Origin of the sequence: Paenibacillus sp. YIM B09110 (genome assembly GCF_037167145.1) — a bacterium.
In the GTDB taxonomy this organism is placed as follows: domain Bacteria; phylum Bacillota; class Bacilli; order Paenibacillales; family Paenibacillaceae; genus Pristimantibacillus.
This window is the reverse complement of sequence record NZ_JBANSP010000017.1, coordinates 1-15,539: the sequence shown is the minus strand read 5'-3', so window position 1 is coordinate 15,539 and position 15,539 is coordinate 1. Positions and strand designations below refer to the sequence as shown.

The 15,539-nt window shown below is 49.4% G+C and carries 12 protein-coding genes; 4 read left to right on the top strand and 8 right to left on the bottom strand.

What is annotated here, in order from left to right; translation table 11 throughout:
* Positions 1–58 precede the first annotated feature (58 nt).
* Positions 59–1,648 carry an extracellular solute-binding protein gene (locus V8F51_RS21835; RefSeq protein ID WP_337102626.1) on the bottom strand — a complete coding sequence of 530 codons (1,590 nt, stop codon included), beginning with the start codon at positions 1,646–1,648 and terminating at the stop codon, positions 59–61.
* 310 nt (positions 1,649–1,958) lie between these two features.
* On the opposite strand from V8F51_RS21835, the gene V8F51_RS21830 reads away from it, so the two are divergent.
* A complete protein-coding gene (locus V8F51_RS21830) occupies positions 1,959–4,310 on the top strand; it encodes a helix-turn-helix domain-containing protein (protein WP_337102625.1) in 2,352 nt (783 codons plus the stop codon).
* A gap of 92 nt (positions 4,311–4,402) precedes the next feature.
* Here V8F51_RS21830 and V8F51_RS21825 read toward each other — a convergent pair whose 3' ends face one another.
* Together V8F51_RS21825 and V8F51_RS21820 are read right to left on the bottom strand one after the other, a co-directional pair.
* The gene (locus V8F51_RS21825) at positions 4,403–5,644 is read right to left on the bottom strand and encodes an NAD(P)/FAD-dependent oxidoreductase (protein ID WP_337102624.1); all 1,242 of its coding nucleotides are present in this window, start codon (positions 5,642–5,644) and stop codon (positions 4,403–4,405) included.
* Between the two features lie 87 nt (positions 5,645–5,731).
* On the bottom strand, positions 5,732–8,377 hold the full coding sequence (locus V8F51_RS21820; RefSeq protein WP_337102623.1) for a LuxR C-terminal-related transcriptional regulator: 2,646 nt from the start codon (positions 8,375–8,377) through the stop codon (positions 5,732–5,734).
* A 90-nt stretch (positions 8,378–8,467) separates the two neighbouring features.
* Here V8F51_RS21820 and V8F51_RS21815 point away from each other — a divergent pair, with 90 nt between their 5' ends.
* Positions 8,468–9,037: an RNase H family protein gene (locus V8F51_RS21815; RefSeq protein ID WP_337102622.1), complete on the top strand. Its 570-nt coding sequence runs from the start codon at positions 8,468–8,470 to the stop codon at positions 9,035–9,037.
* A gap of 3 nt (positions 9,038–9,040) precedes the next feature.
* Here V8F51_RS21815 and V8F51_RS21810 read toward each other — a convergent pair whose 3' ends face one another.
* The gene (locus V8F51_RS21810; protein ID WP_337102621.1) at positions 9,041–10,195 is read right to left on the bottom strand and encodes a benzoate/H(+) symporter BenE family transporter; all 1,155 of its coding nucleotides are present in this window, start codon (positions 10,193–10,195) and stop codon (positions 9,041–9,043) included.
* A 90-nt stretch (positions 10,196–10,285) separates the two neighbouring features.
* Between V8F51_RS21810 and pdxR the strand changes: the two genes are divergently transcribed.
* Positions 10,286–11,722, top strand: coding sequence for a MocR-like pyridoxine biosynthesis transcription factor PdxR (gene pdxR / locus V8F51_RS21805; RefSeq protein ID WP_337102620.1), 1,437 nt, complete (start codon positions 10,286–10,288; stop codon positions 11,720–11,722).
* Positions 11,723–11,724: 2 nt separating this feature from the next.
* On the opposite strand, the gene V8F51_RS21800 is transcribed toward pdxR, so the two are convergent.
* Together V8F51_RS21800 and V8F51_RS21795 are read right to left on the bottom strand one after the other, a co-directional pair.
* A complete protein-coding gene (locus tag V8F51_RS21800; protein ID WP_337102619.1) occupies positions 11,725–11,862 on the bottom strand; it encodes a hypothetical protein in 138 nt (45 codons plus the stop codon).
* A 662-nt stretch (positions 11,863–12,524) separates the two neighbouring features.
* Positions 12,525–13,214 carry a metal-dependent hydrolase gene (locus tag V8F51_RS21795; RefSeq protein WP_337102618.1) on the bottom strand — a complete coding sequence of 230 codons (690 nt, stop codon included), beginning with the start codon at positions 13,212–13,214 and terminating at the stop codon, positions 12,525–12,527.
* A gap of 138 nt (positions 13,215–13,352) precedes the next feature.
* Here V8F51_RS21795 and V8F51_RS21790 point away from each other — a divergent pair, with 138 nt between their 5' ends.
* Positions 13,353–13,511 (top strand): hypothetical protein, encoded by a 159-nt coding sequence (locus V8F51_RS21790; RefSeq protein WP_337102718.1) that lies wholly within the window; start codon positions 13,353–13,355, stop codon positions 13,509–13,511.
* A gap of 82 nt (positions 13,512–13,593) precedes the next feature.
* Here V8F51_RS21790 and V8F51_RS21785 read toward each other — a convergent pair whose 3' ends face one another.
* Together V8F51_RS21785 and V8F51_RS21780 are read right to left on the bottom strand one after the other, a co-directional pair.
* The gene (locus V8F51_RS21785; RefSeq protein WP_337102617.1) at positions 13,594–14,442 is read right to left on the bottom strand and encodes a formylglycine-generating enzyme family protein; all 849 of its coding nucleotides are present in this window, start codon (positions 14,440–14,442) and stop codon (positions 13,594–13,596) included.
* 143 nt (positions 14,443–14,585) lie between these two features.
* Positions 14,586–15,221, bottom strand: a complete 636-nt coding sequence (locus V8F51_RS21780) for a glycoside hydrolase family 11 protein (protein WP_337102616.1) — start codon at positions 15,219–15,221, stop codon at positions 14,586–14,588.
* Positions 15,222–15,539: the final 318 nt, after the last annotated feature.

Here is a 15,539-nt window from a genome sequence, read left to right as displayed (position 1 = left end):
CCGCCTTATCCGCAAGAGCCGTTAGGCTTAACCGGCCCTTGCGGGTCAGCGGATTCGGTTATTTTTTGAATTGCGCCTGGTACATCTCGTTCGCTTCCTTCGTCAGCTCGTCGCCGCCTCTAGCCTTCCATTCCGTTACGAACTTGTCGAATTCTTCGAGCGCAATTTCGCCGCTAATAATTTGGGCAAAGTATTTCTGCATCAGCGATGTCAGGTCGGACTTGTATTTCCCATCGGACGGCAATGCCGAGAACAACAGCGCATCGGTGTGCCCCGGGGCGGACGAATACGTCTGGATCGCTTCGTTCAGCTTCGGATTGGAATATTTCTGGCGGTACGCTTGCGTCGTAATGTTGCCGAGCGAGAAGAGGCGAATGCCTTCTTGGTCGCGCTGCTCCTGCTTCTCGAAGTTGGTTAGGAACTTGGTAGCGCCCGAAGTCGCTCCGCTCTCCGTGAAATCCCAATGTGTCCCCTTTAATCCAAGGGTCGTCATGTTGATCGTTTCCTCGTCGGTGCTCTGTGCGCGCAAGATTTCGAACAGCTTCGCGAGCTTCTCCGGCTGTTCCTTCACCTTGTTGCCGATAACGACAAAGTTGCTCTTCACTCCCCAATCCCATGAGCCGTCGCCGCCGGGGCCTACCGGATTCTTCGCGAATACGAGCTCCGATTCCGGATTCAAGGACTTCATCTCCGTCACGGTACCGGATTCCGGAAGCGCGCCTTTGGCAATCTGCTCCTCGATGACGCCGATCCGGTTATTGTAGAGCTTCTTGCGGTAGGAATCCTGCGTATCCGTAATGAATTCAGGGTCGATGACGCCGTCCGCATACCATTGACGCAGCTTCGCCAACGCTTCCTTCGTCTCCGGCATGACGGAGCCGTTGACGATTTCCCCGTTTTTCTCATGCCACATCGTCGGCTCCACGCCGAATGCTCCGAAGATTGAATAGAAGCCGGAGGACCAGGTGGACGTTGCCGTACCGGTCAAACCGTACGTATCTTTTTGGCCATTGTTGTCAGGGTCCTTCTGCGCGAATGCGTATACCGCCTGCTCGAACTCGTCGAGTGTTTCCGGCACTTTCGTGATGCCGACTTGATCCAGCCAATCCTTGCGCCAGAGCATCGCCAGGTCATAAGGCTTCAGATCGATGAACATCGGAATCGCCCAGAGCTCGTTATTGAATGTAACGGTTTGGAACAGCTTGCCGTTTTTCTCGATATCGGTGGAATACTCGGGCATCTTCTCCTTTAACATGTTCGGATCGATGCTCATGAGAACGCCTTGATTCTGGTATGCCGCCACGTTGGCCGGATCGCCCAGCATGAAGATATCGGGAATGTCCCCGGACGCGATGCTCGCATCGGTCACCTTCACGGGCTTGATCTTCACGTTGAACTTCTCTTCCAGCCACTTCTGAACCTGGGAGTTCTCAACGACTCCGGCGGCTTGGAAATGAATGCCCCATGTAATTTCCACTGGCTTCGCCTCTGCCTCATCTGTGCTGCTTGGATTCGTGCTGACATTTGGATTTGGATTATTCGTATTATTAGTAGTGTTGTTAGCATTGGAGCTGCAGCCTGCCAGTAAGCCGACCGCCACGATAGCCGCCATTAAGGCACCGCTTAATTGGTTACGTCTAAATTGCAAAACAATCTCCCCCTATACGTTCGTATGATGGACCGCATCCTCGCTCTTGCTCCCGGCCGGGTAATGGGAGCGGTTACAATATTTACGATAGCCTTCTCCGGCGGCGTTCACAATCCTTTCTTTCGCTCCTTTTTTATGTTTTTGGCGTTTTCGGCTGATTTATCCGAATTATGTTTTTCCGTTTTTCGTATGTTTTTCGGGCATTCGCTTCCCGCTCCGCGCATCTGTGATATAATCCCCCTATTGGCGCCACTGGCTGACTTTCGAAAATGTAAGCGCAACCAAAAGAGATCACAGGAGAGTGATTACGATGCCGGGAAACCGTTCGATCAAGCATAACACGATGTTCGTCAAGCTGCTTCTTACCTTGACCGCCATTGCCGTCATCACCGTAGCGCTCATTGCCACGGTCACCTATTCGATCTCGGCGGACAACAGCATCCAGAACGCTATCGCGTACAATGAATCCATCTTGACGCAGCAGCAGGAGCTCATTCACAAGGAGCTGACCGCTATCAAATATAATGCGACCGGCATGATCGCGACCCAGTCGTACCTGTACCAGACGAAAGGGAGCAAATTAAGCGTCAGCTCCCTGATCGATTTGACCGGCTTCGTGGAAGAACAGAAAAAAATAAGTCCTTACATCGATTCCATCTATTTATATTACGCTCCGTTGGAGCTTGTCCTGACGTCCCGTCCCGAAATTAAGACATCTCCCATCTCTACCTTTACGGACCGTTCTTGGCTGGATATATGGAGCAAGCAATCGGAAAGCCGAACAACGTGGATCACAGGTAGGCCGAACGGTTTCGCGCCGGATCATCCCGCCGCCACCCTGCTTCAGAAAATGCCCTTGATCGGCCAAGTGAACGGCGCCATCGTCATCAATTTAAAGCTGGATTTGCTCTTCGACGATTATTTGAGCCACTATCATAACAAAAAAGGCACCACCCTCGTCTTAGGGCCGGACTCCGAACTGCTCTATTCCGATGCAGAGCCCGCTGCCGGCGAGTCTCTGCATCAACGGATTGATCTCGGCAGGCTAAGCGCCGGAAGCGGCTCATACATCGACGATTCCGACCGGATCGTCTCCTATACGACCTCGGAGCTGACCGGCTGGAGGTTCGTCGACATAACGGAGCGTTCCGTACTCCTGCAAGGGATGGACCGGATCAAAACCATCGTCGCCACCGTTGCTGCGGCTTACTTGATTGCCGCTATCGCGATTTCCTTCTATTTATCAAGAAGATTGTACCGGCCGCTTCAAAGCGTCATCTCTTATATCGGCGCTTCCGAAGACAGCCGGCGCGACGAGACCGGCTCGCCTGATCCGGCGGGCGACGAAGCAGGCTTCATCCGCCATCGCTTCGACACGATGATCCGCAATTGGGAGACGCTGATGAAGGAGAAGCGGCAGGTCGATTCCCTGCTTACCGATAACCGTACGGCCATTAAAGAGAAATACCTGAACGATCTCATTCAAGGCGGAAACAACGGTGAACGCAGTCCCGAAGGCAACGCCAACCAGGCGGCGGAATTGTTGGGACTCCGGCTTGATTGGGACCGGTATGCCATGCTGACGCTCGAGCTGGAGGAGCCTTATCCGGTGAAAGGCAGCGAAGGCATTTTCCATTTTCACCTATTGCGATACGGGCTTATGGATGAGCTTGGCGCGGATATCGACGGAGAGGTGTTCGCTAAGGACGACAAGCGGACGGTCATTCTTCTCTCCGTTCCCAAGGAGGCAGACGACTATCCGCTGGAGCAGGCCAAGAAGCTGAAGCAGCATGTGCTTTCCCGATATGGCATATCTGTTACGATCGCCGTCAGCCGGATCTACACGGGGGAACAGTCGGTCCTCTCGGCTTATGAGGATACGATCGAAGCGCTGAATTTGAAAATGTACATCGGCAAAGGCGAAATATTGCCGTACGCTATCATTGAAGATTGGAAGGCGGAGGAAGAAGCTTATTATTATCCGTATGAGCTGGAGACGAGACTCCAGCAAGCGCTGCTGCAGACGGATAAGGAGGAATGCTTCAAGACGATCCGCCAAATCACGCAGACCGCGATCGACAAGAAGCTGGGCAAGGCGAACATCCAGCAGCTGTATTTCCAACTAAGCGGAGAAATCGTGAAGACGCTCGTTCAGACTAGAGGCGACATGTCCGCCGTATTCGGCGATCGGGTGGCATACACGGAATTACTGGCTCGCGCAGAGACGCTGTACGATATGGAGCAATGCCTCGTGGAAATGTGCGACCGGATTATCGATTATCATCGGGAGAAACGCTCCAAGATGACCGACGTGACCTTGCAGCTGGCGACCGATTATATGGCTGCGAACTTCAACAAAAACATTTCCGTAGATACGGTAGCCGAACATGTGCAACGCAGCTCCTCCTACTTGAGCCGCATCTTCAAGGAGGCTACGGGAATGACCGTAGGCGATTATTTGATCCAGCTTCGCATCAAGCGGGCTATGGAGCTGCTCCAGCAGCTGGGACTTTCCATCGAGGAAATATGCAAGGAAATCGGGTACGCGAACGTAAGCTACTTTAATAAAATATTCAAAACCCGTACAGGTCTCACCCCGGGGCAGTACCGGCAACAGCAAGCCGCCGACAAGCTTCACAGCCAAGTAGGCGGGCACTCTTGAACAACGAGGAAAGCCCCAAGCTCCTGTTTCTAACAGGATCTCGGGGCTTTCCTCATCTGTATCGCTAATGTCATCGTTTCCCGGGATTACAGTTACTCCTGTACAATAGGATTTGACAGCATTTCACCAATCAGCCTTCCAAGCTCAGCAGGCTCGTTCGCATGATTATACATGCCGAGGAAAACGTTTGTTGCCTTGGGATGAGCGGCGATGATACGATTGACCGCATTTTGCTCCGGCGTATACGGAACATTGCGAGTCATTTCGCAAGCTAATCCGAACATGGGCTGAAACTTGCTCGTCAGCTCGCTTTCATAATGCGACGCCATCTTCTCCCATTCGAAGTTCTCCAGCCCGTGCCGGACAAGAACCTCCTTCAGCATTCGGGCGCTATACATGGCATCATGCATGCCCTGCCCGACCGCGGGATCCTTGAACGTAAGGGCATCGCCTATCAAAGCCCATCCTTTGCCCATTGCTTCATGCCAATCATTGTCATAACCGAGCAACCCCCGAATCGGACCCGCAGCTTCGGCTTCCCCAAGTCTCTGGGCAAAGGATGTTTCTCCGAAACCGGTCTGAATGGCTTCTTGGAAGCCCGTCTCCGCATTTTCCTTCATACGGCTAAGCAAGTCCGTGTTCGTAAACGGAAACATCAATCCGACAACATGAAGCTGATCACTGGTCGGGAACACGATCGCGATATATTCCCCTAGCTTATAAAATTCCGAGCAAGGGCCATCATCTTGACGAAATCCTTTGAAGTAACCGACATAAGAAGCAAAGTCGGTAGGCGTTGACGTCAAACATTTGCTCCCAGCCAATGCGCGTATCGTTGACCGTCTGCCGTCCGCACCTACTACAAGCTTGGCCTTGTATTGCACAGCATCTCCGCTGGAATGTACGCCCTCGATACCATTCACAACCTCACCTTCTCGCAGCAGCCCGGTCACCCGAAACTGTTGCAAAGCATGGACGCTGTCTACCGAACAAGCATGCTCAAATAAAATATGGTCCAAATGGGTCCGACGAATGCATAGGCATTCTAATTCTCCATTCACCTCGGGAAAAGTCCCTTCAATGACGGCATCCTCCAGCTGTACATAGGCCCGCTTATAAGTCGGAGTCCCCGTGGCGAGCAGCTTATCCAGTATCCCCATCTCTCTGAATATCGAGAGTGAATTATTGAATACATTATGGGTGGATAACACGTCACTTGGAAAATGTCCTTTATCGACGAGCAGCACTTCATAACCGGCACGCCCCAGCTCATACGCTAGCGTCGCTCCCGCAATTCGAGCGCCTACAATAATGATATCGTAATCCGTTCTCAACGTTATTTCTCCTCCTCGCTTTCGCTATACTCCCATATTACCTTCGGATGAGTACGGGAAGCGTCTATCGAAAGATATAGAAGAAGGTTATAACTTGCCGAGCAGCCCGCTATTCTCCGCAATACGGATAGCTTGTACCCGGCCCTGCGCCTGAAGCTTGCTGTACACCCGGTGAAGATGAAGCTTCACGGTACCTTCCGTCAGAACAAGCTCCGCTGCAATGGCTTTATTCGATAACCCCTGCGCCATGAGGAGCAATACCTCCCTCTCTCTCGCAGTTAAGGCATCTATGGACACTTTGGTTACGGCCTGCATATCCCCCTGTCCAGCAGTTCCCGAATGACGACCGAGCATTTGGATAAAAGCCAGTTCTTTGTCCGACCACATGGAGGAGAGTGAAGAAACCGTCTCATATTTGCCCAGACGCTGCATAATAGCAGGTCCCGCGTCCAGAAACGGCCGGATGCAATCATACTGGCAGCCAACCCGAACCGCTGAAAACAGCAAACGTCCGCTCTCAACCGAATTGTTCCGGTTCGCGTGCAGCTCGCTAAGCTGGAGAAGCGCCTGGAGCTCACTTAACGGATTCTCTCGTTTTGCTGCGAAATTACTTGCATCAAGCGCTAGTTCATAGGCTTCTTCCCAATCTCCTAAACCTGTTAAGATCTGAATATAAATGAAATCCTCATCGTTAGGGTACAAGTCACTGCTAGAAACAGTCCCTCTTGCCGACTTCCATTTGCGCTCATCCGCCCAATTACGCGCAAATTGCGTGCTCCCTAATTGAAGCTCAAGCAGTGCCGTCTTTGCTACAAGCATGTTATACCAGGTCGAAGTTTGCTGATGTTGAATGCGCAAATGCTCCATCGCCTCGATTATGAGGTCAAGCGATGCTTGAATACGCCGTTCCGCGATCAGAATATTCGATAATAGGAGGACAGATGGAACGTAAGAACCGATTATACCGAATTTTTTGCCCAACCTAAGTCCTTCTTCTGCATAACTTCTTGCGAGCGGCAGCTCGTTGTTCAAATAACAAATCTCTGCCATTGCCGTCTGCTGGTAGGATGTAAAGGTACTCTCATGCATACCGTTCTTCTCAATAAATTCACCGTAGGCGAGATGATAGCTCTCGGCATAATCAATCCGGCCGTTAAATCCGAATTTACCTCGAATAAAGGGTACCGTTCCTTCATTAAGCTCAAGTCCTAGACTAAGCAGCAGCGGGGTCTCGGGATCAGGCAAGTCTTCTCTCTCCCCGTACTCTTGAATGAGCGCAAGCGCCCGATCGAAATTACCGCTCATAACCGAATGAAAGTTCTCAATAATACGGACCTCTTCCCGCATGCGTACAAATCCCGAGGTGTGCGGATCTGCTTTCATACTCTCTAGTTCCGTATTAAGCTTGCGAAGCAGTACCTCGGCCAATGCTGTCTTTCCATCCATTAAATCAATCCAGAGCAAAAGCAGCAGATTGCCCGGCTCATTCACGGTATCCGCAGACAACCGCTCCAGCCAGCGGCGAAGCATTGCCGTCTCTCTTCCCTTCAACCAGACATGGGCATGCCGCTGTATCCATGTTGACGCCCTGCTCTCCTCTTTAGCAGATAGCGCATGCTCTATGGCTTCCTCCAGGAAGCCGTGTCGTTCGTACCATGCAGCCGCTCGGCTATGCAACAAGGCGATCGCTGCTTTGTCTTCGTCCTGAAGCTTAACGCGCAGGAAATCCGCGAACAGATGATGATACCGATACCACTCTCGTTCATCATCAAGGGGAATCAGAAACAATCCCCGGCGCACGAGCTGCTGCATTTTATCTCTCGAATCGGGTTCATTCATAACCGCACTGCACAAAGAAGGGCATAATCGATCAAGTATCGACGTTTGGAACAAGAATCGCTTACTTTCTTCAGTCATATGACTGAATACCTCTTCCATCAAATAATCAGCCACATGCCGATTGCGACCGGTCAGCGGCTTGATCACGCCGCCTAATGATCCGCTAGAATAGGACAGTGCTGAAAGCTGCAGCATCGCCGCCCACCCTTCCGTATTACGAACGAGATGGCCATGGGTCATGCGATCCGGAGGGGCTCCAATCTGTTTGCTCCAATAAGAATCTATCTCTGCATCAGTGAAGCGCAGATCCGATAGACTAAGCTCATTCAGTCTTCCTTTGACCCGCAAAGCGCCTAGCGGAATTGGGATTTCATGCCGGCTGATTAGCATCAGGTGCACCGACGTGGGCAACTTGATCAGCCAATCGTACATCGACTCGTGTATGTATTCGGTTGTGATCACATGATAATCATCGAGGACTAACATCAAAGGCTCGTCTTGTTGCGATAATTCTATTAATGTATTCAGCAGTTGTGCCGATAGCCTCTCGGCGGATTCGAACCCTCCGAGGTCCCCAGATAGATTAATATGGAGCGCTTGCATCGCCGCGCCACGCAAATAACGCCAAAATCGCAACGGATCATTGTCCTTGGCATCAAGGGATACCCAGCCGTTGCTCAGTCCCGCTTGCCGAATCCAGCTGCTTACAAGCGTCGACTTGCCGAACCCGGGCGGTGCGACAACCGTTGTAAGACGAGCACCTAGTGAACATTCAAGCTGTTGATTCAATCTGTCGCGCGCTATATGTGAAGGGGAACTATCGGGCAAATAGAGCTTCGTCTTCAGCAGCCCTTCCGCCTGATGAGCATCAGCCGCTTTATGGTGATCCGTCATAAACGATACTCCTTCCTATGTACCGTGCAGGTTTAAATACGAGCCAATCGGTTTATCCTGATCGCATAATCATCACTAGGAGATGCGCTCATGGATGCTATCAAGTACAAGCTAATCAAAAAAGCACTCGCAAGCCCTAGCCAACGGCAAAATATCATAAATAAAGGAACGATGTTCCTTTATTGCGATTACGCCGGCTTCGTTTCGCACAACGATTACGGAGCAGCTTGCTGCGCGGTATATAGTCGAACAGTAAGTATCACGGCCAAGAAGCTGCCAATCGATCGGGATCAAGGTTCGAACTACGGCGAAATGCAGGCCATCGTGCTAAGTTTGGAAACTCTTTCGGCAGCATTATTGGAGCTTCGCCCCAAAATCGCCGTCATTTTTACGGATTGCAGCCGTATTTTGCGTATAATTGCACAAGACCGCTTCGCGCATCCTCATGACGAGCAAGGAAGAAATGAACTATTAGCTGCTCTAGCTAACCTCAATGGGCTGTTCCCCGAGGTGGACGTTCAAATCAAGTATATTAGCAAACACAAAAAAAACAACTACTTCCATAGACTTGCTCACAATGCAGCCAGGGAAGCCGCCGTTCTTCCTTCCATCCTTGCTTCTACTATAATGAAGATAGGCAGCATGCATCTCGATTTATAATGATTAATACGAAGTCGCTTTCGCCCGCTTCAGCACCTTCATCACAGCCACGCCGGCCAATAACGCCCAAACTGGCGTGGAGATGCCTAGCAAATGAATATGTAGCACAGCTATCGTGAACGTCACAATTACGGGAATTCGCAGCATTTTATCCGAAAAAGCGTTCTTTAACCCAGCAATAAACAACCCCAATAAGGAGAAGCCTGTCATTATCGTTACGAATGCTGACGGCAAGACATTAATCATGTCGATCACTTTCCATGACAATGCTCCAAAGCTTATCACAATCAGGCTCGACACAAGTGCCGCCTTGTATCTATGCTCCTTAACTCCCGCTTCCGCGCTGCTGCAGAGGGCGCTCATCAAACCTCCGACGTTAGCAGCGTTCCCCCCAAACAAACCCGCGACAATGCTTGCCGATCCAGATGCCGTTAACACTTTATTCACGGGGGGATCATACTGATTGCTTCTGAGCGATGCAAGCGCTACGGCAAGATCGTTGCTCAAGATTAGTACAGACATCGGAACTGCAATCGACAGCAACCCTTCCATGGTGAAGTGCGGAATCACTATTAATGGAGGGATATACTCGGCATGCGGTAAGGCGGGATAATGATATTCGAAGCTAAGTCCGATTAGACCGAGCAGAAGTGACCATAATACCGGTGGTAGTCTTTTGGACAATCTAGGCATTATGAAATAGCCGACTCCGGCCAACAGTCCGGCATAAGGAAAGCTGACGGCAGCCGGAACGATTCCAATAACATAAGACAACAGAATGCCTGCCAGCAAAGCGTCGATTAATGGTTTAGGAATTAGGTTCAACACTTTCGAAAATAATCCGGAGACTCCCGCCGCTAAAATAAGGATTCCCGACATTATAAATGCAGCTGCCAGCTCAGAATAGGAGAAGCCGACGGCAGCCGTACCTAAGAAAGCCGTGGCCGTAATCGAATGCGCTCCTGCAAACGGTATTCTGTATTTCAAGGTCAACAGCAGATTCAATAATCCTCCGATGACATAGGCGGAGGTGAACCACGAGACGAGCTCGGGCTTAGATAACCCGGCGGTATGAGCAGCTTGTACGATCATGATAGCTCCGCCCGTGCAGGCGAGCAAAGCAGACATAAAGCCGGTCATTATCGTTTTCGCTCCCATGCCGCCCACCTCCAAGTATTCATACATAAGTGTTATGATAGAAATCATACAAACGGGTTATATGATCTGATTATTCAAGGGGATTATAAGATGTGGAAGCTTGATCGGAGCAGTACAAAAGCACTTTACGAGCAAATTGCCGACCATTTGGAGCAACGGATAGCATATGGCGAATTCCCTCCCGGCAGCTTGCTTCCCTCGGAACGGAAGCTGGCCGAGCAGCTTCAAGTGAACCGCAGTACGATCATATCGGCTTTCGCCGAGCTTCGGGCTTTGGGCATTATCGAAAGCCAGATCGGCAGCGGAACACGGGTTAGTACGTCCAAATGGGGGGCGACCCCCAAACATACGCCCAACTGGAGCCGATTCGCCGAAGGAGGAAGCTTCCTTCCTAATTTGCCGTTTATGCGAAGAATCCGCGAAGCTCTGGCTCAACAGCCTACGCTAATCGATTTTGCGAGCGGTGAACTATCGGCTGATTTAGCGCCTACTGCTGAAATCGCCGCGTTAATGAGCAAACATGATTATACCGCTTATTTGGGTTACGACAATCCTCAAGGCTCGATGTTATTAAGACAGTCTTTAGTTGATTATCTTCACCGATATCGCGGAATCAAGGCAACGGAATCGTCCATCCTGATAACATCGGGTTCTCAACAATCGTTATATTTAATTACGCAATGCCTGCTGTCTCCCGGCGATGCCGTTGCGATAGAAGATCCTTCCTACTGCTATTCGCTGCCTTTGTTCCAGTCGGCTGGACTTCGTTTATTCCGCCTCCCCGTCGACAATGAAGGCGTACAGCCGGAAGATATTCGCGATTTGTACAAAAAACACCGCATCAAGATGGTGTTTCTGAATCCGAATTACCAGAATCCGACAGGAGCAGTACTAAGTACGGAGAGGCGCAAGCAAGTTCTTGATCTGGCAAGCGAGCTTGGCCTGCCTATTGTAGAAGACGATCCATTCAGCCTAACCTCGTATGGAGGCGAGCCACCTCAGCCTTTGAAAGCAATCGACACGATGGGCTCCGTTATTTATATAGGCTCATTCTCCAAAATCGCCGCTTCCGGCTTGCGGATCGGGTGGATGGTAGCGCCTAGCTCCATTGTGGATCGTCTTGCGGATGCTAGGCAGCAGATGGATTTTGGATTAAGCATCATCCCGCAGCTGGTGGCGGGACAATTTCTTCAATCGTCCTATTTCGATCCGCAGTTGGATCGTCTTCGTGCTCAGCTGCAGTTTAAACGGGATTTGCTTATCGAATCGTTGCAGAAGGAATTGCCTGATCTTATCGATTTTCAAATGCCAGACGGTGGATTGCATCTATGGTGCAAATTAAAACCGAATATCCCAGAAGGCAAGCTGCTGGAGGAATCGATTAAGGCAGGAACCGTTTTTGTGCCGGGCAGCGTCTACGGCTCCAATAAAGGCTACGTGCGTTTCACATTCGCAAGAACGAAGCCAGAGGACATCGGTCCGGGGATAGCCCGATTTGCTTCAGCGCTTCGGGCGTTAATGAAATGATGTTAGGTTTCGTCTTTGTTTTCATGGCCGTGGTCTTCCCATCTTCTGGAGTAGGCTTTGTTCGTAACCCAGAAAGTCATCCAGGAAAGCACGATAATAATGAGGGCAGCGGCAATCCATACGCCTGCCGGAACATTCATAGCAGTACCTCCTATTCTTATTACGATTCTATAATGGTACGATGGTTTCGTTCATCTTCGCGGATGGCATGTGCTCCCCCTATGACGATAAGCAAAGGACCTGCGACAAACGCAATGCAAAGCACAATAAAACATATCCAAGCAGACATTGGTCCATCCTCCTCCCTTGTTAGATAAGGCGAATTACTTACGACTATCTTAAAAGTGATTGGGACGGATGTAACCAACCAATCCAGAGATTTTTAGGCCATCCAGTTGCGGTCTTTTAACTTGTTTGAGGAGAATGGATTTCATACAGGCTAATGCGGCGTTGATTGAATGGAACGAGCAAAATAAGGGAACTAGGTTGTACGATATATCGTATAAACCAACCTTTCGTATAGGTCAAATCAAATTTTTTGATCGAAAAATCATCCAAAATCACCAGCAGCGTGGATGGATTAACCACTTTTATATGATAAATCGTATAAGTTTTTACAGTTTGCATCTTGTTTAACTGGTCTTGTATGATAATTCATATAAATTGAGGTTATATCTAAATTGGTTAACTGTTAATCGACAGTCTCCGATTTCCAATCAAAAGTGACCTGTATCTATTTATTGAAAACACGAAGACGCCGGCCTTAAGCCGACGTCTCATTCATAGATCTGATTTCAACTGCTTACAGCTCGATTGCCTCACCCGGCGCGAGCACTTTGCCATTAATGCCGCGGGCCTCTAACTGGCTCACAAACTGGTCTGCATCCTGCTTAATGACGGGAAACGAGTTGTAATGGACGGGAATGACCAGCTTCGCCCGATACCACTCCGCAGCCTTAAGCGCATCCTCGGGACCCATCGTAAAATGATCGCCGATCGGCAACAACACGACATCGATATTTTCTCGGTCGCCTAGCAGCTTCATATCGCTGAATAAAGCCGTGTCGCCGGTATGTAGAATCGTCTTACCTTCGACTCGCAAAATATAGCCCGCAGCAACACCGCCATAGATGACCGTCTTTGTCTCTTCATCGACGATACCGGACGTATGGATGGCCTGTACCATCTTCGCTTTTACGAATCCGAGGTCTAAGGTACCCCCGATATTCATGCCGATCGTCTCCACGCCTTTCCATGACATGTAAGCAGCCAATTCAACATTGGCGACTACCGGTGCCTGATTAGCCTTCGCGATCGGAGCGGCATCCAGAATGTGATCTCCATGCGCATGCGTCAATAGGACGGCATCCACTTTAATATCCTCCGGCTTCGTGACGGCTAGCGGATTACCGCTAAGGAATGGGTCGATAATCAACGACTTGTCCCCTGTAATAATCTGCACCGCAGAATGTCCATGATAAATAATTTTCATATTAATGGGTCAACTCCTTTATTGAATAGCTAACGCTATATGCTATCATCCCCAAAAAAAGAAAACAATGAACCCTGCGATGTTTATACTAACTAAGTTAAGTGTAATTATGTATAGAGAAAGCTGGAGGTGATTGCTTTGAAGATCATGATTTCCGCTTCGGAAGCAATGGAGAAAGGGGTTTGGAAGGAGCTGCTTCGTCTGTTCGGCAGAGACGAGGAAGAAGAATTTTGGCCCCAGGAGGAATTTATTTTAACGGAGCAGCAAGCGCTTCTCTTAAATCTGATTAAGAAATAAGTGTATGCAGCCTTTAAAATATGCAAAATACAAAGACGCCGGTCCTAGGCCGACGTCTAATTTCATGTATCTCGATTGTCCGCTACTCACCGCGACTCACACGAAAACCTTGATCAGGGCCTATGCCATTGGCTTCGAAATTACTCAGATAGGATAGTTCACCGACATCGCCCATCCACCCGCCACCCTTCACAACCCGGGTAGAGTTGCTATTGCTGTCCGAATCTCCATACCCGTTCCAACACCATTCCCTTACATTGCCGGACATGTCGTAAAGTCCTAACTCGTTAGGTTTCTTTGCTCCGATCGGTTGTGTCTTATTGTGGTTGTTTTCTACAACTGGCCAGTTCCATTCTCCTGATAATATTTTATCTCCGGCATTTTTCCAATACCATGCTGCATCGTCTGCTTGATCGCTCCCGCTATAGATGTAGCTCTTGCTCATCTGACCTCCACCCGCGGCATATTGCCACTCCGCTTCTGTCGGCAATCGGTAACCATTTGCTACTTCAATGATCGTTACTGTCCATTTTAAGTTATCGGTTTCGCTTTTATTTTTCGGATCTTTATTATTTTTGTTTATATGGTAATACGGTGTTAATCCTTCTTTAATACTTCTCTTATTGCAGTACTCCACCGCGTCGTACCAGCTTACCGTTTCAACCGGCAAATCATCCCCTTTGAAGGCCGAAGGATTACTTCCCATGACGTCCATCCACTCTTTTTGAGTGACCTCGTATTTACCGATGTAAAAGCTTGATAATGTTACGTTTTGCCCATAGTAGTTGGAGTTCTTGTTCACAAAAGCCCCGCCTTTGACGAATACAAAGTTGTCAAGCATTGGTTCTGGCTTACGTTCGGGCTCTTGTTGCGAACAAGCGCCGACTACAAGTGTTGTTGCTATGAAAAGGAAAATAATCATCTTTCTCATGGATATATCTCCTTTAAACAGACTGACGAATCAAGTGAAAGGGAAACGACCTTCGGCCTTTCTGCCGTGAAGGCTACCTCGGCCGCGCCCCTTCATTCTTCTATAAGAATGGGCTCGTCAGTTGCCCATCTTCAGACAACCTATTACCACACCGTTACGTTAGAGCTGCCGCTGCTTTGATATCCCTCTGTCGCCAACACCTGATAAGACCAGCTGCTGCCCAGATTCATTCCTTTACTCTTCCAAGCGTTAACGTGGTTGCTGAATGTAATCGCAACGTTGCTGCCGGTCGGCCGCTTGGACTGACGGACGCTCCAGAACTGGGTGAATGTTTTGGTGCCGTCAATGGAAGGAGCGTTCACTCGCTGAGTCGTGTAAATATCATAGGTGCCGCCATCGCTGGTCACTGTGCCTTTATGTGTTCCGGTAGGTCTATAAGTACCCCAGCTGTCTACAACGTAGTATTCAATGAGTGAATTTCTCGTCCATCCATAGAGAGTTAGATACCCATTGCCGGACGGCGCCCATACACCGGCATTGTAATTAACGGTCCGAGTTGGCGATCCGGTATTCCAGCCTTTGCCGACAACAAAATTGCCGGTATTCGACCAGCTAACGCTGTAGTTGCCGCCAGCTCCATTGGTCGCATTTACGGTCCCACCGCCGTCGGTCCAATTTTGCCAGTAGTCTGTCGCTGCATTTGTAGTTGCTGCAAACAAGCTGAAACTCATAGTTGCTGCCATCAATACCGTAAATACTTTCTTCTTGAATTTGAACATATTCCGCCTCCTAGAATTTTTATTTACGACCGTTTTCCGTGAACCTCTAACTGCCACCTCCTGGCTAAGAACAAATTTATTTAGTGTAACCACAAGACAATTTTTGTCATGTGCAACTAAATTGTAGAAGGTAAGCGCATACATAACAACTTATCAAATTATAGAAGTACCCCTACATTTTTAACTAATCTTTCGTAACCGTCAAAAAAGCCGCCCCATTACACAATGTCATTAAGTTAAGGCGAAGAGCCGAAGTTAAGGAAAGAGCAGGTTATCGAAAAGATAACTTGCTCTTTTTCTTGCGCGAAAATGGAAAAT